The sequence below is a fragment of the Priestia sp. SRI_019 genome, from assembly GCF_057586255.1.
Genome location: NZ_JBYCZN010000001.1, coordinates 835,411 through 856,125, shown reverse-complemented (window position 1 = coordinate 856,125; position 20,715 = coordinate 835,411). Strand labels below are relative to the sequence as shown.

At 37.8% G+C, this 20,715-nt stretch carries 20 protein-coding genes and 1 riboswitch; of the genes, 2 read left to right on the top strand and 18 right to left on the bottom strand.

The window, feature by feature from the left end; genetic code table 11:
* Window positions 1-87: 87 nt before the first annotated feature.
* The 6 genes from AC2YJL_RS04340 to AC2YJL_RS04315 all read right to left on the bottom strand — a co-directional run bounded on the left by AC2YJL_RS04340 (window position 88) and on the right by AC2YJL_RS04315 (window position 6,342).
* A complete protein-coding gene (locus AC2YJL_RS04340; RefSeq protein ID WP_014458546.1) occupies window positions 88-1,323 on the bottom strand; it encodes a dicarboxylate/amino acid:cation symporter in 1,236 nt (411 codons plus the stop codon).
* A 180-nt stretch (window positions 1,324-1,503) separates the two neighbouring features.
* A riboswitch (cyclic di-AMP (ydaO/yuaA leader) is annotated at window positions 1,504-1,658 on the bottom strand.
* A 604-nt stretch (window positions 1,659-2,262) separates the two neighbouring features.
* Window positions 2,263-3,732 (bottom strand): NAD(P)/FAD-dependent oxidoreductase, encoded by a 1,470-nt coding sequence (locus tag AC2YJL_RS04335; RefSeq protein ID WP_013084690.1) that lies wholly within the window; start codon window positions 3,730-3,732, stop codon window positions 2,263-2,265.
* A 217-nt stretch (window positions 3,733-3,949) separates the two neighbouring features.
* Entirely contained in the window at window positions 3,950-5,350 is a 1,401-nt protein-coding gene (locus AC2YJL_RS04330; RefSeq protein WP_251568435.1) for an ATP-binding protein, read from the bottom strand.
* A 153-nt stretch (window positions 5,351-5,503) separates the two neighbouring features.
* Window positions 5,504-5,677 carry a YjcZ family sporulation protein gene (locus AC2YJL_RS04325; RefSeq protein ID WP_195696041.1) on the bottom strand — a complete coding sequence of 58 codons (174 nt, stop codon included), beginning with the start codon at window positions 5,675-5,677 and terminating at the stop codon, window positions 5,504-5,506.
* Between the two features lie 88 nt (window positions 5,678-5,765).
* Entirely contained in the window at window positions 5,766-6,191 is a 426-nt protein-coding gene (locus tag AC2YJL_RS04320; protein ID WP_251568434.1) for a hypothetical protein, read from the bottom strand.
* On the bottom strand, window positions 6,181-6,342 hold the full coding sequence (locus AC2YJL_RS04315; RefSeq protein ID WP_230933459.1) for a hypothetical protein: 162 nt from the start codon (window positions 6,340-6,342) through the stop codon (window positions 6,181-6,183). Before AC2YJL_RS04315 ends, AC2YJL_RS04320 begins: the two co-directional genes overlap by 11 nt.
* A gap of 214 nt (window positions 6,343-6,556) precedes the next feature.
* Here AC2YJL_RS04315 and AC2YJL_RS04310 point away from each other — a divergent pair, with 214 nt between their 5' ends.
* The gene (locus AC2YJL_RS04310) at window positions 6,557-7,312 is read left to right on the top strand and encodes a DUF4397 domain-containing protein (protein WP_251568433.1); all 756 of its coding nucleotides are present in this window, start codon (window positions 6,557-6,559) and stop codon (window positions 7,310-7,312) included.
* 31 nt (window positions 7,313-7,343) lie between these two features.
* Here AC2YJL_RS04310 and AC2YJL_RS04305 read toward each other — a convergent pair whose 3' ends face one another.
* From AC2YJL_RS04305 to ilvA, 7 genes are all read right to left on the bottom strand, one after another.
* Window positions 7,344-7,916: a YpmS family protein gene (locus AC2YJL_RS04305; RefSeq protein WP_013058738.1), complete on the bottom strand. Its 573-nt coding sequence runs from the start codon at window positions 7,914-7,916 to the stop codon at window positions 7,344-7,346.
* Window positions 7,917-7,928: 12 nt separating this feature from the next.
* Window positions 7,929-8,816, bottom strand: a complete 888-nt coding sequence (locus AC2YJL_RS04300) for an SGNH/GDSL hydrolase family protein (RefSeq protein WP_487374638.1) — start codon at window positions 8,814-8,816, stop codon at window positions 7,929-7,931.
* Between the two features lie 233 nt (window positions 8,817-9,049).
* On the bottom strand, window positions 9,050-9,628 hold the full coding sequence (locus tag AC2YJL_RS04295) for an SCO family protein (RefSeq protein ID WP_285852801.1): 579 nt from the start codon (window positions 9,626-9,628) through the stop codon (window positions 9,050-9,052).
* Window positions 9,629-9,652: 24 nt separating this feature from the next.
* The gene (locus AC2YJL_RS04290) at window positions 9,653-11,269 is read right to left on the bottom strand and encodes an ATP-binding protein (RefSeq protein WP_251568430.1); all 1,617 of its coding nucleotides are present in this window, start codon (window positions 11,267-11,269) and stop codon (window positions 9,653-9,655) included.
* 150 nt (window positions 11,270-11,419) lie between these two features.
* Entirely contained in the window at window positions 11,420-12,262 is an 843-nt protein-coding gene (locus AC2YJL_RS04285; RefSeq protein WP_195696038.1) for a DegV family protein, read from the bottom strand.
* A 170-nt stretch (window positions 12,263-12,432) separates the two neighbouring features.
* Window positions 12,433-12,684 (bottom strand): DUF2535 family protein, encoded by a 252-nt coding sequence (locus AC2YJL_RS04280; protein ID WP_195696037.1) that lies wholly within the window; start codon window positions 12,682-12,684, stop codon window positions 12,433-12,435.
* 161 nt (window positions 12,685-12,845) lie between these two features.
* Window positions 12,846-14,117 (bottom strand): threonine ammonia-lyase IlvA, encoded by a 1,272-nt coding sequence (gene ilvA, locus AC2YJL_RS04275; protein WP_013084697.1) that lies wholly within the window; start codon window positions 14,115-14,117, stop codon window positions 12,846-12,848.
* A 231-nt stretch (window positions 14,118-14,348) separates the two neighbouring features.
* Here ilvA and AC2YJL_RS04270 point away from each other — a divergent pair, with 231 nt between their 5' ends.
* Window positions 14,349-14,567: a hypothetical protein gene (locus tag AC2YJL_RS04270; protein WP_195696036.1), complete on the top strand. Its 219-nt coding sequence runs from the start codon at window positions 14,349-14,351 to the stop codon at window positions 14,565-14,567.
* 277 nt (window positions 14,568-14,844) lie between these two features.
* Here AC2YJL_RS04270 and AC2YJL_RS04265 read toward each other — a convergent pair whose 3' ends face one another.
* From AC2YJL_RS04265 to AC2YJL_RS04245, 5 genes are all read right to left on the bottom strand, one after another.
* Entirely contained in the window at window positions 14,845-15,330 is a 486-nt protein-coding gene (locus AC2YJL_RS04265; protein ID WP_487374637.1) for a dihydrofolate reductase, read from the bottom strand.
* Window positions 15,327-16,121 carry a thymidylate synthase gene (locus tag AC2YJL_RS04260; RefSeq protein ID WP_013058746.1) on the bottom strand — a complete coding sequence of 265 codons (795 nt, stop codon included), beginning with the start codon at window positions 16,119-16,121 and terminating at the stop codon, window positions 15,327-15,329. The genes AC2YJL_RS04265 and AC2YJL_RS04260 overlap by 4 nt, the downstream gene beginning before the upstream one ends.
* A 446-nt stretch (window positions 16,122-16,567) precedes the next feature.
* The gene (purU, locus tag AC2YJL_RS04255; protein ID WP_230933463.1) at window positions 16,568-17,470 is read right to left on the bottom strand and encodes a formyltetrahydrofolate deformylase; all 903 of its coding nucleotides are present in this window, start codon (window positions 17,468-17,470) and stop codon (window positions 16,568-16,570) included.
* Between the two features lie 285 nt (window positions 17,471-17,755).
* Entirely contained in the window at window positions 17,756-19,561 is a 1,806-nt protein-coding gene (locus tag AC2YJL_RS04250) for an IucA/IucC family protein (protein WP_487374636.1), read from the bottom strand.
* The gene (locus tag AC2YJL_RS04245; protein WP_195696033.1) at window positions 19,558-20,715 is read right to left on the bottom strand and encodes an MFS transporter; all 1,158 of its coding nucleotides are present in this window, start codon (window positions 20,713-20,715) and stop codon (window positions 19,558-19,560) included. Before AC2YJL_RS04245 ends, AC2YJL_RS04250 begins: the two co-directional genes overlap by 4 nt.

Here is a 20,715-nt window from a genome sequence, read left to right as displayed (position 1 = left end):
ATACACTCTTATTAAACTGTATGCTGAAACGAAGAGTTTCTTGCCAATAAAAAAAGCCCTAGCATATAGCTAGAGCTTTTACGCTTATTAAGCTGATTGCGTTACAGATTTATCGATACGCTTTGCTTCTGACTCTGCCACAATAACGGCACACGCAGCGTCTCCCGTAATATTTACAGATGTACGAAGCATGTCAAGCAAGCGATCAATTCCAATAATCAATCCGATACCTGCTACAGGCAAGCCAACCGAACTCAATACCATTGCTAGCATAATGAGACCAACTCCCGGCACACCTGCTGTACCAATACTAGCAAGCACCGCTGTCAATACAACCGTCACAAGAGCGCCCAGCGACAGGTCAACGCCGTATACTTGTGCAATAAAAATAGTCGCTACACCTTGCATAATTGCCGTCCCATCCATGTTAATGGTAGCACCTAACGGCTGAACAAAACTGCTGATGGACTCTGGGACACGAAGGTTTTTTTGAGCCACATTCATTGAAATCGGAAGCGTTGCATTACTGCTTGATGTACTGAATCCAACTGTCATCGCAGGAGCAAAACCTTTAAAAAATTCAATAGGGTTACGTCTGGCCATAAGAGCGACTGATCCCCCATATGTTACGATCGAATGGATAAACAGTGCGAGCACGACTACAATCATGTACAGCCCCATCGCTTTAATTGCCTCCCAGCCTTGACTTCCAACCGCGGTTGCAAGAAGCCCAAACGTTCCGTAAGGAGCAAACTTCATCACTAGATTTACAAGATACATCATCAATTCATTGCCTTGCTCGAGTAAATTGTAAAGCCCTTTTGTTTTACTTCCAAGCATTGTAATACCAAAACCGATAAAGATAGAGAAAACGATAAGTTGAAGCATATTCCCTTCAGCCATCGCTTGAATTGGGTTGACTGGAATCATATTTAAGAATGTCTCTCCAACCGGCGGTGCTTTTTCGGCTTCAAAAGAAGCGTTTTTTGTATCAAAAGATCCAAACGTACCCGGTTTAATTGCATACGCTAAAATTAAACCAATAATAATAGCAACGGTTGTTGTAACTAGGAAGTAGGAAACTGTTTTAGCCCCGATTCTTCCTAGTTTTTTAGGATCTCCTAAACCTGCTACACCTAACGTGATAGAGAAAAACACAATTGGTACAACAAGCATTTTAATTAAGCTTAAGAAAATTTGGCCAAGCGGTGTAAACAAGTACTTGTCCAGCGGAGCAAAAGCACTTGGAGCAAAAGCATTGATCAACACTCCTACAACAGCACCAGCAATTAGCGCGATAATAATCTTTGTCGATAGCTTCATAGATTTACCTCCCGTAAATAAATTATATTAGAATGATTCTAACTACCATACTTATTTTACCATGCATTGAGAACGATAACACTCAAAATATACAATATATTATAAATTTTCAGATTAATAGTTTAGGAATATTTTTATCTATACAAAAAACCATGAGAATATCATGGTTTCATAGACCTGTTATTCCCTCACTGAATGCTGACGGAGTTAGCTGTCGGATTCGGGTACGTGAGTTACCCTACTTGATTCATTCAAGATTCACCCCAAGTACACTACGCACAAATATGGGTCCCCCGTTCTCTTATAAAACAAAAGAGATTAAGCAAATAATTTTCTTTAATATTTTTGCATGATAATAATTCTTACTTTAATTAAAATTCATTTTATATGTTTCTGTCAAGTTTTTATTCAAAAATAATGCATGATTTTATCATAAAAAGTTGAGAATTGTTATATTTTAAAATATTTACATCATATTTCAATAAACCACAAATAGTTATTTAACAAGACTTAAAATCTAATGGATAAAAAATTAATTCAAAAAATAGTTTGTAAAGTGAACTTTCTTCTCATTAAATTATATTCATAAACTCGCATAATTATTCTAACATCCACGTACTTTACTGCTTTCATAAATATTTTACTCATCAAAAAATAACTCTTTCCAACTGTTGATTTTATCCTTGTATTGCTTGATATAAATTCTCTAAAATTTCACTGAATTTGTTGATAGAAATAAATGGACATTGTCAATTCGCCTTATTCTATTTAATTCTGCTCACGATAGAAATATGGATCCCGTAATACCTTTTAAAAAAGGAGCGGGTAATTATCATATAAAACTATCGGATTTGGAGCGGTACAAGTTCTTTACTTTTTACTTATTCCCTCTCGTTATTTAACACATATAAAAAAAGAGGGCGTGACGGCCTCTTTTTCTTATACAGTAACAGGTTCAGAACTTGCTTTGCGATTCTTTAATTTTTCAACAATGTCACGCGCTACCCACACACCGCACGCACTTGCCTGCGCGAGTCCTCGCGTAATACCAGCTCCGTCTCCTCCCACGTATAAACCGGAAATTTCAGTTTCAAACTTATCATTTAACTTCGGGCGGGCTGAGTAAAATTTCGCTTCCACACCGTAAAACAGCGTATGTTCAGATGCTAACCCAGGCGTTACATGATCCAGTGCTTCTGTCATTTCAATTAAGCTTTTCATCGTATTGTAAGGAAGCACTAAGCCTAAGTCACCCGGTACAGCTTCTTTTAACGTTGGTTCTAAAAAGCCCTCTTTAATTCGAGTCGCTGTTGAACGACGGCCCTTTAAAATATCTCCATACTTTTGAACAACTAAGCCCCCGTTTGACAGCATATTAGCTAATCTTGATACTTCGTGCGCATATTCGTTCGGCTGATCAAATGGATCCGAAAATTTATGAGAAACAAGCAGCGCAAAGTTCGTATTTTGACTTCCAAGCTTCGGATCTTTGTATGCGTGTCCATTTGCTAACATAATACCTGAATGATTCTCTACTACCACATGTCCTGAAGGATTGCTGCAAAACGTTCTGACTCTTGTACCTACGGACGTATTGTAAATGAATTTCCCTTCGTACAAGTGCTTGTTGATTTCTTCCATAACAACGTTGGATGTTTCTACTCGAACGCCGATGTCCACTTGATTGTTAATCATTTTCAAACGACGTTTTTTTAGTAAGTCGCTCATCCACTTCGAGCCGTCTCGACCTGGTGAAACCACCACTTTATCAGCCGTAATTCTTTCACCATTTTTCAATTCAATACCGCGCACGATATGCTGACCATCTTCTTTTTCTGTTATTAAATCGGCTACTTCCGTTTTATACTGCATATCAATTTTTTCTTTTAAGTATTCATAAATGCTTTTTAAAATTTCTAAATTTTGCTCTGTTCCTAAATGACGCACCTGGGCACGCAAGAGCTTTAATCCTGCTGCGTATCCGCGTTTTTCAATTTCACGAACTTTATCAGTTAACGGATCCGTGATCGTATCGGTTGCTCCGTGTTTTAAATTAATTTCATCCACGTATTTAATTAAATCTACCACCTGTGATTCAGACAGATAATCCGTCATCCAGCCTCCAAATTCACTTGTGATATTAAATTTCCCATCTGAATATGCGCCGGCTCCACCGAAACCATTTGTGATAGAACAAGCAGGCAAACAGCCAGCAAACTCTTTTTTGCCAACCGCAGGCGGACATTTTTCAATTTTTTTCTGAAGAATCGGACAATTACGTCGATAGATATCGTGTCCTTTATCGATTAATAAAATAGTTGCTTCCGGTAATTTTAACGTTAACTCATAGCAAGTAAAAATCCCAGCGGGTCCTGCCCCTACCACAATAACATCATAATTTGAGTTCATTGTACATTCTCCCATCATCTTTTTTCTTTGGGTAAAAGATAAAAGTTATTGACCGAATTTTCTTTTTTTATTATCATTCGGTTATTTTCTAGCCATTTGATAATATATCAAAAACAAACCCTTTAGTCAACAATATACACGAACATTAAAATAAAAAAATAAAAAAATATTCGTTTTTATTCCAATCAAATAAAAACCAGTGAACGAATAGCAAGCGCTATGAAATGTTCACTGGTTCTTTAATATATGGAAGAGCAATTTCTACTTTTGTTCCTACTCCTACTTTGCTCGCAAATGAAATATGCCCTTGATGCTGTTCGATTATCCGGTAGCTAATCATTAACCCTAGCCCCGTTCCTGTTTGTTTCGTAGAATAAAACGGTTCACCTAGCCGCGCTAAAGATTGCTCATCAATTCCGCAGCCTTCATCCTCGATAATGACCACGCCGTATTCATTTCTTTTCTCAGCGGTGACTTTAACTGTACCTTTGCTCATTGACTCAAGCGCATTTTGAATCAAATTAATAAAAACTTGTTTAAGCGCATTTTCCTCACAAAAGATTGTAATCTCATCACTAATTTCATTAATAATACGACAGTTTTTATAATTGGCGTGTGTATCTAATAGTAATGTCACGTGACGGATGATTTGATTGAGACTTTTTGGGTGGTATGAATTTTCAATTTTAGGCTTGGCAAGCGTTAAAAATTCTTGAATAATGGATTCGACGCGATTCAATTCTTCAAGCATAATATCATTGTATTCTTCGTTATACTGTTTTGATGCTTTTAACAGCTGAATAAAACCTTTAATCGCCGTCATTGGATTACGAATTTCATGTGCTACTCCTGCCGCTAACTTGCTCACCATTGTAAGCTTTTCAGATTTGCTTGCCATTTCATCATATTTTTTTCGATCGGTTACGTCGCGAATAATATACTGAATGGCATCCTGTCCTTCAAACTTAATTTTGGTTGCCGAAGATTCAATAATGACGACTCCTTTTTTAGTCAATAGTTTCACATCAACACGCGGCCTCACTGACATTCCGTTCATTAGCTGAACCATTCGTTCTTTTACGATTTCTAAATGTTCGGGATGAATAAAATGAAGCCAAGGACGCCCGATATACTCTTCTTTTTTCTCGCCGCCAAGAAGTTTAACACCAGCGGGATTCAAATATTGAATTCTGCCTTCTCTTGTTACAATAAATGCATCTTGGCTTTGCTGGACAAACTGCTTATATTGCTTCATTTTCCGAATGACTTCCTCTTGCTTTTCAATACTTGAGGAAAACTCTTTCCACTGAACAACTAAGAGTGGAATATCCCCTTCCGTGCGCTGAATATGGATGTGCATCGGAAACTGCTGATCTACTTTTTTCTTAAGTAAAACAACTTCTTCCTCTTGCTTTCTTAACGGTCCCACTTCATGCTTTTCAATAAAAAAGCGATTGGGCTCTTCAAATACATTACAGGAAAGAAGTCGTTCCTCCGTCGTTTTAAAAAGGTGGCAGCACGCTTCATTTAAAATTTGGATATCTCCATCCATATTCATTACGAGCATTGGTGTAAATGACATTGAAAATAGCTGTTGAAATACTTTTTCCTTTTCCATATATTCACCTTCGCTTATTGAGTTACTAGCTATAGTATAATATGGTAAATGTTGATTTGGCAAAATTTTTTTATTATTTAAACAATTTATATGTAAGTTTGTCCTTTTCCATCTGTTATAAAAAGCTCGCACCTGCGAGCAAATGAGGCCTAATCAGCAAAAACAAGTACAGCCAATGATGATTAATAAAATAAATAGCACAACAATTAATGCAAATGACTGGCCCGATCCACAATGATGATAACCGCCAATTGGATAATGGCAAGTATCATATAAGTGGTGATAGCCTCCGTGATGGCATGGGTCGTAACAATCGTAGTTATACATAGCAATCTCTCCTCTTGTTTTTTTTCATTTCGTACACTGTACTTTATATGCGTTAGTTGATTGTCCTGTATGTGTATTCGCCCATTTTTCACTTTCTCTTACGCCATATTCGCCTTTTAGGCTGCAGCGTATACGAAAACAACAAAAGTAAAATACTTCCCATCACCAGTAACGTAGTAAAACTTTTCATAAACTCAATAATGACCCCTATATACGGGAGATGGTATGCGTAGCTTCCATTCACTTTAAAAGAAGCAGGCAAAGAATCTCTTTGAGCTGTAACCAGTACATCAAGCTCTTGATTATGGGCCAGTACAAGTTCATTTTTTGAAGAAGATGATTCGTCTCTAAAGACAACTATATCTCCGCGATGCAGGTGGTGATAATCCGTTTCTTGAACGGTCACGGTGAAACCAAATAGGCTTGGAACTGTACTAACAAATACAAATGTAAAGCAAATTGCATAAAGAACAAGTACATATCGAAACGCGGAAAACATACATTTATTGATCATAGGTAATCAGCTCAATTCGCTCGGTTACTTTATTTAGCACGGGGGTAATGTGATTAAATGAAGTAGAGCGCTCTGTAAATTGAATTAAAAGTAGCAGCAGTAAAAAACTTAACATAATTAACCGTAGCACCCGAGCATAAAAATCGCGCATGCTCTCACTCCTTTTTCCTATACTAAATTCGGTCGTACAATAAGCCTTCAGTCAATAATTTGATTCAGTATATGCACATAGAGGGCATTTGGCTCATTGTTTCTTCTTGGAGGTCTCGGGAGTGATCAGTGATCGGCATAAATTATGAGTTTTAGCATATGTTTGGTTACGTATGGAAATATTTTTATACTCCGACAATAAGGGAGCTGAACATATGGCTAATTATTCCTTTGATCAATATATTAAAAAAGCAATGAAATACGATTTTCTAGCTAACTACTATAAGTATAGTGATCCATCTAAGCATATTCATTATTATCAAAAGCATTTGTACTATATCCAGCAGGCCATCTTAACTTCTTCTGAAAATACGAATCTGCGCGTAAACCCGCCGCAAATTCGTATACTTCACGCTTCTCCAGATTCTCCATCTGTAGATATTTATATTAACAACAAACGAGTGATTCGCAATTTAACTTATAAACAAGAAACAGATTATATTGAATTACAAGAACCTGGAAGATATACAATTTCTATTTATCCCGCTGGAGAAACGGGAAGACCTGTTTTAACGGAATCATTTACATTTGAAGGAAACCGAAATTACACGGTAGCGGCGGTAGATGAGCTAAACAAGCTTGATTTATTATTTATCTATGACAATACGGATGTGCCAAGTGGAGAAACAAAGCTTCGATTTGTGCATCTTTCTCCTGATGCTCCTGCTGTGGATATTGCGGCTAGAGGCGGAGACGTCATTTTTTCTGGCGTGCAGTTTAAAGAAGTCACAAAATATTTGCCTTTGTCCCCCATGCATGTTCAACTTAGTGTGCGCATAGCAGGAACCAAAAATGTAGTACTCGAAATCCCGGCACTGAACCTTCGTCCGAATCGAACATATACGGTATATGCCGTCGGATTTACTAAGAACCGTCCTGCATTAGAAGCGCTGATTTCCCAAGATCGTTAACGAAAAAAACCTTCCAAATTGGAAGGTTTTTTTATTCACTGCGCGAAATTAAACGTACGCGAATATCATCATTTTTTAAATCAAATTTTTGTACTTTTACAGCAAAATCACTCTCTAACTTCATCTGCTGTAACGCTACGTATACTGATTCATTCTTTGGATCGATCGTTACCCATTCTGGTAGCGCAAAGTTATTATTTACGTATCGAAGCACTGTGCGGACAGGAAGCTGCAGCTTTCCAACAGAAAGCGACTGCTGTTCAAGCACAATATCTCCATTTTTTTGTACGATTGGATCAAATGTCATTCGAATATTAATATCATCGCCGAATACTTGAATCGTACCGTCTACTCTTACTACATCCGTAAGAGTAATTTTGTAGTTAAGCGGCTGATTCTTAAATTCTTTTTTTAAATATTTATCAATCAGTACATTTAAGTCCGCTTTTTTAGCCAAAATTGTTAGTTCTGCGTCTCCTTCTACTTTTTCAGAGGGAGTTGGATTGGCCTTATCAACCGGTTGAAAAATAAACGCAATAATAAGGATAGCCCCTAGAACATTAATCCCTAATAACGCGATAAATAGGGTTTTCCACTTCTTCATATAACAATCTCCTTACTCGTTCCCACTCTCTTTCGTGTTTTTCTCTTTTTCATCAGATGTAACTTCTTCTGCTGTTTCCTTTTTCTGGTCTCCAACGAGAGGATCTTCTTCCTCCAATGATTTACTAATGCGTTCAGCCATTAGTTTGTACCCTTTTTTATTAGGGTGAAACTCGTCTTTCCCTAATAAATTTACGTCAGAATCATAAAAAATATCATCAATTTTTACATAACTTACATTATCATATTGAGAAGCAATTTTCTCGCTTGCCGCATTCCATTCATTAATAACAACATTAATTTCTTTCACATCACTTAACGATTTAAAGAATGGATTATAAAAACCAATTAAATAAATATGAGCATTAGGGTTCAGCTTACGTATACGTGAAAACACGTCATTTAGACGTTTTTCATATTTTGACTGCTGTGATTCAAACGTCTTAATTGAGATATTGTAAAAGTAATCTCTTACCACTTTCATCACGTCATTGCCGCCAATCGTCAAGAAAACAATGTCTGCTCTTGATACTTCAGCTGCTACTCCCGGCTGATTTAACCTCGCTAATAGCTGATCCGTCCGATTTCCTCTTTTGCCTAGATTCTCTGTTCGTACATTTTGCACTTCATTTTGTTTAGAAAGGTATTTAGTTAAGTATGGTACATAACCGCCTTTTTTAGACTCATCTCCTACTCCTTCTGTTAATGAGTCACCAATGGCTACGATATCTAAATCTACAGGAAAAAACCCTTTCGGAATATGCTTTTTAGGTGTTAAATCCACTTCTTTCTGAACGGCTTCTTCTTTATTGTCCGTTGGCAAAAAAGTCGTCGTCGAACAGCTTGCTAACACCACCGCACTCATACTGCTTATTACTATACTTTTCCATTTTCTCATCATAACACCTACTAACTATGCTGTATTCTCGCTGTCACAAGCAATACTGCTTACCGCTCTGAATAACTATATCTTTATATCTTATCATACTATGTCAAGTTGATATTTTACTACGTTTCTTATATATAGTATATGTAAAAAAAAGGATAAGCATGTTTCTTTCATAAAAATATCCGCTAACACATCACTATAAAGATAGCTGTGTTTGACGGATAGTTTTGACGGATTTATAGCTCTTACTGAAGGGTTTTGATATCTTTTAACATATCTTCATAAGGAGGGTCAGTCACTCCCTGATAAGATTTTTGAACGACTCCATCTTTGTCAATTAGAAAAAAATCTGTACCGTGAATAACCTGCGGATTTTCTTGCGGCTTTTTCACAATCGTTTTAAATTGGTCCAGCGCAAACTTCTCAATTTCCGCTTGTTTATACCCCGTTAAGAAATTCCAATTCGAAAAATCAGCGCCAAATTTAGTCGCATAGTCCTTCATTTTTGGTGGAGTATCCACTTCAGGGTCTACGCTAAATGAAACAAAGCGAACGTCCAGCCCTTCATCCTTGGCCATTCTTTGTAATTTAGCCATATGAGCCGTCATTGGGGGACATACGGTTTCGCAGCTTGTGAAGATAAAGTTAGCTATCCAAACGTTCCCTTTCAGCTGACTTAGCCCTACTTTCTTTTGATCTTGGTTAACATAAGAAAAAGAGTTCATCTTCCAATTAAGCGGATTTTCTATTTTGGAACCACAGGCTGCTAACATCATACAACTAATGAGCAGTAAAAAAAACAATTTATAAGACCAGCTTTTCATATGTTCCTCCTGCACGGTTAAAGTTTAGTCATAGCTAGGGAAAATCAAGGTAAACGTTGAACCTTTTCCTGGTATGCTTTCCACTTCAATTCTTCCATTCATTTGTTCGACCAGCTGATAAGAAACCATTAGACCAATCCCTGTTCCTTTTTCTTTTAAAGAATAAAACGCTGTTCCCAGCCGGTTCACTTGTTCACTGGTCATGCCTATACCAGTATCTTCAATTTGAATATGTACATGCCCTTGTCGCTTGTAAAGTCCTACTCGAAGCGTTCCTCCAGCTCTCATAGCTTCAATTCCATTTTTCATAATATTAAGCAGAACTTGATTCAATTCGTTTCGGCTGCCGCGAACATACATCTCTTCTTTTGCGTCTAATTCTATGAGTATATTGTTTGTTAACAAAGCATAAGAAGATAATAAGTCTACTAAGCTTGTAACACACTCTAAGCAGTTAATAAAACGATGCTGATGAACATCCGGCTTGGCTAAAGATAAATAGTCATGAATAATCGCTTCTGCTCTGTCCATTTCGTTAATCATAAGATGAAGGTAACTTAATTCAGTGTTTGAAAGCTTTGTGTTATCTTGAAACAGCTGCAAAAACCCTTTTACCACCGTCATAGGATTTCGAATTTCATGCGCTACAGAAGCAGCTAATTGACCAATTGCATTCATTTTCTCTGCTCGCTGCAATTCCTTTTGCATCCTCGTTTTTTCCATAATAACTTCTAATTCATCAATCGCTTTAGCAATTCCATCTTTTGAATGACTGAAATTCGTTTCTACGTTCAGCTGTTCTTTTGTTGCTGACACTTGTTGAAAAAGCTGCTGAAGCCGCTCGGTCATTTCATTAAATCTTGTGTGTACATTCCCTAACTCAGAATCATTTTCATGTGTCAGCTTCACATCAAACTTCCCTTGACTTACCGCTTGAATTCCTTCTATTAATTCCCCTAGGGGCGACATTAATCGCCTTAGTCCCCAGTCTTGAATAACAATAATGAAGGTAAACAAAATCGTAAACGCAACGATCAAAGCCACAATTAAACGTTTTTGGTAGATATAGATAGCGCTTGCATCTATATCTACACCAAGAATAGCGACAACTTTTCCAGAGCTGTTTGTAATAGGCGATAAAACGGTTATCCACGTCCCGAATTCGTCTTTGTATGTAGATGTTACGATATTCTTCTTTTCTTGTTCTGCTTGCTTAAATGATTTGTAAAATTCTTTTCCTCCATAGTAAATCATGGACGGCTCTAGTGATTGCTTAATTTTCTTATTCGCTGTTACGATAATCTTATTTCCATGCGACTTGAATTTTTCGGTCGTCATAATATATCCCTGCAAGTACGACGGATGCAATTCATAAATCTTTCTAAACTGCTTTTCTAGCTCGTCTGTTTCAGGAGTCGTCCCGTTTCTTGAATCCACTGCTGCTATTACGTCTTGTTTAGATAAAGACTCCCTCCATAAATCAGCCATAATTAACGCGTGCTGCGTTAGTGTCTCTTTTGCCATCTTTTTTTGAACTTGATAGCTAATGGCTAAAGAAATGACTCCAAGGGCAACTACAATTAAAGTAGAAAATAAAACCGTTTTGTTAAACACACTCAAATTTCGAATATATTTTTTCATCGGTATACTCCGGATTCAAAAGAATAGTAACCAGCACAGCATTCGCTGGTAGAAAGTTGATTCTATTATATCATACGTTCGTCCACTTCTCTTTCCCCTTTTTCCAAAAAAGAGAAAGCCAAAAAAGTGACTTGCAAAAAGCAACCCACTTTATTCAGCAAAATACATAAAACCAATTGCACCAATACCTGTATGCGTCGAGATAATAGGCGTCGTATCTTCAATTGAAAATTGCGTATAGCCCCTTGCCTTCACAATTGATTCTTTTAATTTAGAGGCGAGTCCAAATCCATCTGCATGTACAAGCCCTACTCCTTTAATACTTTTTCCTTCTGTATGCTCTTCGAACTGTTTCGTTAAAAACTTAACAACTTGAGAATGGCTGCGCACTTTAGCAACAGGAGTATATACTCCGTCAGCTAGAGAAGCAATCGGCTTAATATTTAAAAGAGAACCGATCAATCCTTTTCCTCGTCCAATACGTCCACCTTTAACCAAATTTTCAAGCGTATCAACTACGACAAAAAGATTCGTATTTTGACGCACCTCTTCCAAGCGCGTGATAATTTCTTCTACTGTATGCCCATCTTCAATCATTTTCACCGCTTCAAAGACTTGAAACGAAAGAGCTTTTGTAATGTACATAGAATCAACAACGGTGATGTTTCCTTCTACCATTTGAGCCGCGCTTTCAGCTGCTCGAACAGTTCCGCTCATTCCCCCAGTCATATGAATCGAAATGACGTCATACCCTTCACTAACTAATCGTTCATATACTTCAACAAAAGAACCAATAGCTGGCTGAGAGCTTTTTGGTAATTCTTTTGAATTTTTCATTTTTTCAATAAAATCTGTCGGCGTTAATTCCACGCGATCTAAATACGTTTTATTATCAATGTTAATACATAAAGGTATCATCTCAATACCGTACTTTTCAGCTTCTTCCAACGTTAAATCAATTGTTGAATCCGTTACCACTTTAATTTTCGCCATGTGTTCACCCCTATAAGATGCATTGCAGACTAGTATAACATGAACGCTTTCAACAATATAGTTATAATAGAATGCAAGTTTTGCTAATTCGTAAAACGCAAGTTCAACCTTTTATATCAACAAAAAAAAGTTGACTCTGCTGAAATATTCAGAAAAGTCAACTTTTACGTTTATGCATTATGTTTTAATACATGAGACTTAAAGAGCTGTTCGTAATCTTTCCATTTCAACACGCGTTTTAAATATTCTTGAAACGAGTAGGTTTGCTTCGGAACTGATTCGTTCGTGATTTGTCTAATAAATAAATCAAGTTTTGCAGATAACATGAACCGAAACGTGCTATTTTCCTCTAAAACTGGAATTTCAGTAATTTTTACTCTTTGACCACTGACATGTTTAAATTCAAGGCTTTTTAATAGCAAGGCGATCAACCCTCTTTTTACCCGTTTATTTTATTATAATGCTTGAGGCACTTTCTGTCTTGATAAAATAAAAAGAAAATACAAATATTTTTTAAAATAAAAATGCTTCATCAACTTATTCGACAGTTGATGAAGCATTCCTTTTTAAAATGACCTTCTATTTAAATAAATAAGTGAAATAAGTTGCTTTCTTTATTAATTTCCGTATAAGGGAATCCTTTTTTATCCATACGATTAATCAATGGATAATAATCTTCTTTATGCTTAAGCTCGATTCCTACAAGTGCTGGTCCGCTGTCTTTGTTATTCTTTTTCGTATACTCAAAGCGCGAAATATCGTCTGTCGGTCCAAGCACTTCGTCAAGAAATTCACGAAGAGCTCCTGCGCGCTGAGGAAAATTAACGATAAAATAATGCTGTAATCCTTCATAAATCATCGAACGTTCTTTGATTTCTTGCATACGTCCAATGTCATTGTTTCCTCCGCTGATGACGCAAACAACCGTTTTCCCTTTAATTTGCTCACGGTATGAGTCAAGAGCAGCAATCGAAAGAGCGCCTGCTGGTTCTGCTACAATCGCATTTTCATTGTATAGAGATAAAATGGTTGTACAAACCTTGCCTTCAGGAACAACTACAATATCGTCCACAAGTTCTTTACTGATGTCATACGGAAGCGTTCCAACTGTTTTAACAGCTGCTCCGTCTACAAATGGATCGATTGCCGGTAGCGTCACTACATTTCCATTTGCTAAAGATGTCTGCATGCCAGGCGCGCCTGCTGGTTCTACCCCAATCACAGCTGTTTGAGGCGAGATGCTTTTTACGTATGTGCCGACACCGGAAATTAATCCGCCCCCGCCGATACCCGCAAATACGTAGTCAATTTCATCTTCACAGTCATTGAACATTTCAACGGCTACTGTACCCTGCCCTGCAATAACGTCTACATCATTAAATGGGTGAATAAATGTTCGATGTTCCTCTTCACTGCATGCAATAGCTTGTTCATAAGAATCATCAAACGTATCTCCGATTAGTACGACCTTTACGTTATCTTTGCCTAAAAATTTCACTTGATTAATTTTTTGGCGCGGTGTTGTGCTCGGCATGAAGATTTTACCATCGATATTTAAATGACGGCACGCATATGCTACACCTTGTGCGTGGTTTCCTGCACTTGCACAGGCAATTCCATTTTCTAATTCTTCTGGGGATAACTTTTTGATTCGATTGTAGGCACCGCGAATTTTAAATGAGCGCACCACCTGTAAATCCTCACGTTTTAAATAGATATTACATTCATATCGTTCAGACAAAACGTCATTACGCTGTAGTGGTGTATGCACAACAACATCTTTAATCAATTGATTTGCAATCATGATGTCCTCTAAATGTACGTGTTTTGTTCGATTATCTACTTGTTGTTTCATAACCAACTTCCTTCCTCTTCTACCATTATTAATTTGTACATTATATCACAAAAAATTTAGAAAAATCATTATTTTTTATTAATACTAACTAAAAAAACTTTTCCAACTATTTTACTGTCCACATACTTTACATATGTTTGGCAAACGCTAAATAGACTTGCAAAATTGCCCATACTTTCTACATGCAGCTGCGGCGATAACAGGTATAAATTAAGAAAGGTTGTGGAATAAATGGAGTTTTCTCTTCAAAGTCATGAAAGTGCCGTTCCGTGCGAAATAGTTGCAGATGAAGAAAACGGTAGATATATGCTTCGCAAAGCAGATACGAGCGGAGAAGTTTTTAATACACCAAGCGAACTGATTGAATGGATTGAAGCTAACTGGAGACCTGAACAGTTTGTGAGCCCAACGGCTTTTCACGAAATGATGAAGCAATTAAAATCAATATAAAAAGAGATTGAAACATAATGAAATCAACCTAAAGGCGAATAAATGGCATATAAGAGCTAGCTAGTAGGGGGCGCTTGTTACACCGCAGTTGATTTCCATACGAGACTTCGCTTCCCGCGGGCGGCCCGTGAGCCTCCAGTCACCTGCTAAGAGCACCTGCATACATAAAATCTACCTTCACCCTCATAATGAAAAGATCCGAACGATTCAACGTTCGGATTTTTCTTCAACTAACATACTTTTGTACCAGACTCGCGTTTTTTACAAACAAAAGAGATCAGCTTCGCTCGTATACGGTAAAATAATACGTGTAGGGATTTTTTTCATCTTTAATTCCTTGCTGCTTCGAAATAACTTTCCATTCGCTTAAATCAATCGCAGGAAAATGTGTATCTCCTTCAAAGGATTCTTCAATATGCGTAATATAAAGTCGGTTTGCAACGTCTAATGTTTGCTCATACAGAGTAGCTCCGCCAATCACGAAGAGCTCGTCTTCTTTTTCAGCATCTAATGCTTCTAGTTCCTCAACTGAATGAATAACGGTTGTTCCTTCTTGTTGATAATCTTTTTGACGCGTAAGAACCACATTTTCGCGATTAGGAAGCGGGCGTCCAATTGATTCAAATGTTTTTCTTCCCATTACAGTCGTATGACTCGTTGTGATGCGCTTGAAATACTTTAAATCTTCCGGAAGACGCCATGGCAAATCATTTTCTTTACCGATCAGCCTGTTTTGATCCATTGCGACAATGAGGGAAATCATACGCTCACAGCTCCTTTGATGTGAGGATGCGCATTATAGTCTACTAACTCAAAGTCTTCAAATTTAAAGTCAAAAATTGACTTTACGTCTGGATTGATTTTCATTTTTGGCAAAGCATGAGGCTCACGCGTTAACTGCAGGTTTACTTGTTCAATGTGATTGCTGTAAATATGCGCATCGCCAAACGTATGAACAAAATCACCTGGCTCTAAATCACACACTTGTGCCACCATCATTGTAAGCAGCGCATATGAAGCAATATTAAACGGTACGCCTAGGAAAATATCAGCTGAGCGCTGATACAATTGACAAGACAATTTGCCGTCCGCTACGTAAAACTGAAATAAGCAGTGACACGGCGGTAAAGCCATATTGTCTACATCAGACACATTCCAGGCGCTTACCATTAAGCGGCGAGAATCAGGGTTGTTTTTAATCTGATTGATAACATTTGTAATTTGATCAATTTTTTCTCCGTCCGGAGTTGGCCATGAACGCCACTGATGACCATACACAGGGCCAAGTTCCCCGTTTTCATCCGCCCATTCATTCCAAATGCGCACGCCGTTATCTTGTAAATACTTAACGTTTGTATCTCCTTGTAAAAACCAAAGCAGTTCATGAATAATTGATTTCAAATGAAGTTTTTTTGTCGTTAATACCGGGAAACCTTCTTGTAAATTAAAACGCATTTGATAGCCAAATGTGCTAATTGTACCTGTTCCTGTCCGATCTTCTTTTTTTGTTCCATTTGCTAACACATGCTCGCAAAGTTCAAGATATTGTTTCACTTCCGACACTTCCTTTATTAAAAAGTCCTTTTCTATTGTATAAGTGTTCACGAGCTAAGTAAACAACTAAATCTCAGCTCATGCAGAAAAGTTTTTTATCATTTAGATACGCGATTTCCCCGGAAAAAACGAGAATGAGACCTAACAAAATCAATTAAATAATCGCGTATGAATCGCTTATGACACCGCGGTTGATCTCCGTGCAAGGCTGGCGGCCGATGAGCCTCCTCTTCGCTTACACTTGGGGGCACTTGGGGGGTCTCTCATCTGTTCCGCTTTTCTCGCAGGAGTCCCTCCAATCAAACGCTAGAAGCAACTAAACAGATGAAATCTACGTTTACCATGACCATAAAAAAATCCGAACGAATTTCATTCTCTCTCAAGAATCTCGATTCATCGTTCGGATCTTCCTTCGGCTAAACTACTTTTTAATAGCTTAGTCTTTGTTAATTAAATACAATTGTGCGGTTTTCATGCACTAAAATGCGGTCTTCTAAATGCCATTTCACAGCACGTGCGAGCACCGTACGTTCAATTAAGCGGCCTTTTTTCTTTAAGTCATCCGCATCATCACGGTGGTTCACGCGTTCAATATCTTGTTCAATAATTGGACCTTCATCCAAGTCGTCCGTTACATAGTGAGACGTAGCACCAATTAATTTTACACCTCGTTGATATGCGCGTTCATATGGACGTGCTCCAATGAATGCCGGTAAGAATGAATGGTGAATATTAATGATACGATACGGATTTTCCGCCACAAAAGTTGGCGTTAAAATTTGCATATAACGCGCCAAAATAATCACGTCAATATTATAATCTTTTAATACCTGCAGCTGTTTGGCTTCTGCTTCTTGGCGAATGTCTTTTGTCGCCGGTATATGTTTAAACGGTATACCGAATGATTCAACCACTTCGCGCGCATCTTCGTGATTGCTCACAACGACAGCGATGTCTGTCATCAAATCTCCGCTTTCCCATGCCCACAGCAGTTCTAGTAGACAATGAGGCTCTTTTGACACAAAAATAGCTGTTTTTTTCAAATTATGAGCATATGTAAACTGCCAGTTCATTGAAAATGTATCGGCAATTTTTTTGAAGCTTTCTTCTAGTTTTGTTCCTTTAGCTAATAAATCCTCACATTCAAATTCGAAACGGATAAAAAACATACCCCCTTCATGGTTCGTTGAATGTTGACTTGATTCTACAATATTTGCACCGTGCTCATGTAAAAACGTAGACACAGCGGCTACAATACCCGGTTTGTCCGGACAGCTAATTAGCAGCCGACCTCGATTTTTATATTTCTCTTTATATGAAGTTAAATGTTTTTGAATATGCGATTTCATGTAATTCCCTCTCTTTTTTTAAATATACAGACAATTGTACCATTATCCTTGTAGCGATGCGACATTGAAATAGTGCTTTGACAAAAGAAAGCCGAAACGTTTGCATCGGCTTGTGTATTTGTTGTTCTAACATCTACTACATCAAATCGTTCATTTACTCACCTTTACATTCTACACATACATAAAGTGAGTGTTTCCTAAAGTGCTGCAGCTCATCCCCTTCGCTTCCTGCTTTTGAATTAACCATAAAAAAGCCGCCAGCACAACACCAGCGACTTTTCCTTATTATTGCACAGCTTTTTCACTCACTTCATGCAGAGCATTTTGTACCTTGCCATATTCGCTTGCGTGAGGACGATCTCCGTCATCTTCGTATCCGTAATCAAACATTCGATTTCGATTTAACGTTAATTTCGTAATGGTTGGACGTAATAAATTAAATAGTTCAAATCGTTTTTTTAAATGTGGAAATGATGCTTGATAATGTAAAATTTCTGCTCGTACACTTTTCCAAAAGTCCGCTTCTTCTACGCCTTCATGCTCTTCTAAAATAGTTGCTAAATAGCGGAAGTGACAAACAAATAACCCTGTTAAAATAAACTGCGTCAGTCCTTCCGGCTCTTCGCTGCGCAGCACTTCTTTCAATTCAAAAGATAGCTGCTGCAGTTCTTCAAACGGCTGATCGCTAATATTCACGTCATCTACAAAATCTTTCATAATAATTCGAACGGGCTTGTTATGTTTAAGCACCAATACCGTATTTTGACCGTGCGGGGAAAATACAGTACCGTATTGGTACAAGTAATGAAGAAGCGGGGGCAACACAGCGCTGGTTAACGCATCGATCCACCCGGCAGGAGTTAAGCCCGACTTTTCTATATACGACGAAACTAAAGCTTTCCCTTTACTGTCAACATGTAAAAGCGCAGCTAGCGTAATCGCATGCTCTCCTTCTTCTAACTCTTGATAGATGCTTTCACGCCAAACGACTCCCAGCATTTCTAAATACTGATAAGGCGCGTCTTTAATAGAAGCAAACGTCGGCTGAGTTACGTTTAACGTAGCCACTTCACCTAAAAGTCCTACTTTGCACGTATCTTTTAAAAACGCATCGCGATCTCGTATGCCTTTTATGTGCTGAGTTACTTGAGGAGCAATTACCGTCCGCTCACTTGGAAGACCTCTGTACACAAGCGTATTTAATATACTCATAGGAAGCTTTACATGATATTTATCTCGATTTGTTGTATTCACAAATGTACGAATCGACTGCTGAGGCAAGTATTGATCTTCACCTTCTCCTAACGGAACAATTAAATCATTTGCAATGTATTCAGCGAATAAAGGAACAATCACGTTCATCCACTGCCATTCATGAACGGGAATATAGTAATAGTCCGCCGCTAAAAGGTCTTGGCTTGTTAATTCTTTTTCAAATTCAGCTAGCCTCTCACTGCTTAGCTCCTGTTTCATAACATCGTCAAAGCCGAGGGTATCTAATGAATGAAAAGAAGCAATTTGCTTCGCTACAGCAATCCATGAAAGCTGAATTTTTTGTTTTTGCTCAGGTGCAAACCGCAGATAATCATCATAGCCAAATCCGATGCGGCCTTTGTTGTATGTAATCCAAGGATGTCCCGCCATTTCACCTTCTAGCTCCGCATAATCCATATCTGCTAATTCATCAGCTGATTTTCGATTTTGCAAATGCACGTCTGCTATTAACGTATGAAAATATTCTTTTGCTAAGTGACCTGCGGTTGAGCTAGACATTCCTTTGTCTTCAGATAGGCTAATTAACAGCTGCAATGCCTCAGAAAATGTAGGGATTGACGTTTTAGATGTCAGCTTAATACTTTCTGGCAGTACAGAAAAACTGTCAAACAATCGCTGTTTCGCTTGATATGTATACGTAACGCCCCGGTGGTCTTCCCACTGGTAGGTGGAAATCTCCCCCTGCTTTTGCAGTTCCTTCGGTGCAATAATATGTTCATACATAAATTCCTGCAGCATTTTAGCTAAAAGCTGTCGATTTGCTTTTTCCCATGATTGCTTATTAAATACGGAAAGATTCGTTTCTTTGATTTTCATCCTTCATTCTCCTTTACTTGTCTTAGAATAGGGATCGTTTTATTACGCAGCGGCATTACAGCGCTAGCAGCTAGCAAAGCAGCGGCACCAGCTGCTAAAGGAAGCGCTAAATTTACTTTGCTGATTTCTAGTGCTAAAAGCGGTGCAATCAGCAGGGCAATGTTTTGAACAGCAATAAGCCAGCTGTAATAGTAAGCAGCTCCTTCTTTGCTTTTTTGAAATAAATAGATATCAAGTATAACCATGCTGAGATAAAACCCGGCTCCATATAAAATTCGACTTATAATAAACATACTGAGATGATCGGCATATGCTTGCAAACATAGCAGTAAAGCACTAGTACCTGTTACGCCATAAAAAAGCGGTATAACTTTGCCATTAAATAGCTTTGTAGGTACCGTAAGCTTTAAGATGATCGCCATAATGCTCGGCATCACATATAACAAAGCGCTGCCTTGACTGCTCATGCCATATGTGTCACTTGTAAACAATGTAAAATAAGGGCGAATGACATTGTGTCCAAGGTGAAAAAAGAAAATAGCCAGCAAATAGAAAAAAATAGGCTCGTTTATACTTTGAATGTATGCTGATGTTTTTTCTTTTTTTAAAGATGAAGCTTTTCTTGTTATGAGCCATACGGCCAGTACCATATCAGCTAAAGCAAAGTACTGATATACTTTAAGCGGCATTTCCCATGCAATAATCGTACTTCCAAACAAGCTAGCGACAATAATAGCCGTATGAACAATAAATACATAGGTTGTTGCGGCACTTGCCTTTTTCTGTCCATTTTTTATGCCGCCTACTAAATATGGGTACAAAAGATATAAACTGCTTTGAAACACAAGTAATACTAACGAAGTGGCTAAAAATCCATAAAAAGTAGAAACTTCGCTCAGAATGACTTTAATTAAGGCTGTCATTAGAAGTGACGCTACGATTATATGTTTTATTTTCCACTTTTTAAGCAGCATTCCCCATAAAGGAGTCATAACAATGACCACAATCCGGCAGCAAATAATAAAAAAAGACGTCATTGCGACTCCATCTACATGGAAAGCATTTGTAAAATACTGTGGATAAAATGGTGATAATAATACCTCTGACGTCATGGTCATAAACAAACAGATAAAAACAAAGCGCGGAGAAATCAT

Coding starts and splice junctions, on each gene's coding strand:
- AC2YJL_RS04325 (WP_195696041.1), bottom strand. CDS start 5,677: ATGTATAACTACGATTGTTACGACCCATGCCATCACGGAGGCTATCAC.
- AC2YJL_RS04305 (WP_013058738.1), bottom strand. CDS start 7,916: ATGAAGAAGTGGAAAACCCTATTTATCGCGTTATTAGGGATTAATGTT.
- AC2YJL_RS04330 (WP_251568435.1), bottom strand. CDS start 5,350: ATGGAAAAGGAAAAAGTATTTCAACAGCTATTTTCAATGTCATTTACA.
- AC2YJL_RS04295 (WP_285852801.1), bottom strand. CDS start 9,628: ATGAAAAGCTGGTCTTATAAATTGTTTTTTTTACTGCTCATTAGTTGT.
- AC2YJL_RS04300 (WP_487374638.1), bottom strand. CDS start 8,816: ATGATGAGAAAATGGAAAAGTATAGTAATAAGCAGTATGAGTGCGGTG.
- AC2YJL_RS04320 (WP_251568434.1), bottom strand. CDS start 6,191: ATGATCAATAAATGTATGTTTTCCGCGTTTCGATATGTACTTGTTCTT.
- AC2YJL_RS04245 (WP_195696033.1), bottom strand. CDS start 20,715: ATGATTTCTCCGCGCTTTGTTTTTATCTGTTTGTTTATGACCATGACG.
- AC2YJL_RS04290 (WP_251568430.1), bottom strand. CDS start 11,269: ATGAAAAAATATATTCGAAATTTGAGTGTGTTTAACAAAACGGTTTTA.
- purU (WP_230933463.1), bottom strand. CDS start 17,470: ATGAAATCGCATATTCAAAAACATTTAACTTCATATAAAGAGAAATAT.
- AC2YJL_RS04335 (WP_013084690.1), bottom strand. CDS start 3,732: ATGAACTCAAATTATGATGTTATTGTGGTAGGGGCAGGACCCGCTGGG.
- AC2YJL_RS04285 (WP_195696038.1), bottom strand. CDS start 12,262: ATGGCGAAAATTAAAGTGGTAACGGATTCAACAATTGATTTAACGTTG.
- AC2YJL_RS04340 (WP_014458546.1), bottom strand. CDS start 1,323: ATGAAGCTATCGACAAAGATTATTATCGCGCTAATTGCTGGTGCTGTT.
- AC2YJL_RS04270 (WP_195696036.1), top strand. CDS start 14,349: ATGGAGTTTTCTCTTCAAAGTCATGAAAGTGCCGTTCCGTGCGAAATA.
- ilvA (WP_013084697.1), bottom strand. CDS start 14,117: ATGAAACAACAAGTAGATAATCGAACAAAACACGTACATTTAGAGGAC.
- AC2YJL_RS04315 (WP_230933459.1), bottom strand. CDS start 6,342: ATGCGCGATTTTTATGCTCGGGTGCTACGGTTAATTATGTTAAGTTTT.
- AC2YJL_RS04250 (WP_487374636.1), bottom strand. CDS start 19,561: ATGAAAATCAAAGAAACGAATCTTTCCGTATTTAATAAGCAATCATGG.
- AC2YJL_RS04265 (WP_487374637.1), bottom strand. CDS start 15,330: ATGATTTCCCTCATTGTCGCAATGGATCAAAACAGGCTGATCGGTAAA.
- AC2YJL_RS04310 (WP_251568433.1), top strand. CDS start 6,557: ATGGCTAATTATTCCTTTGATCAATATATTAAAAAAGCAATGAAATAC.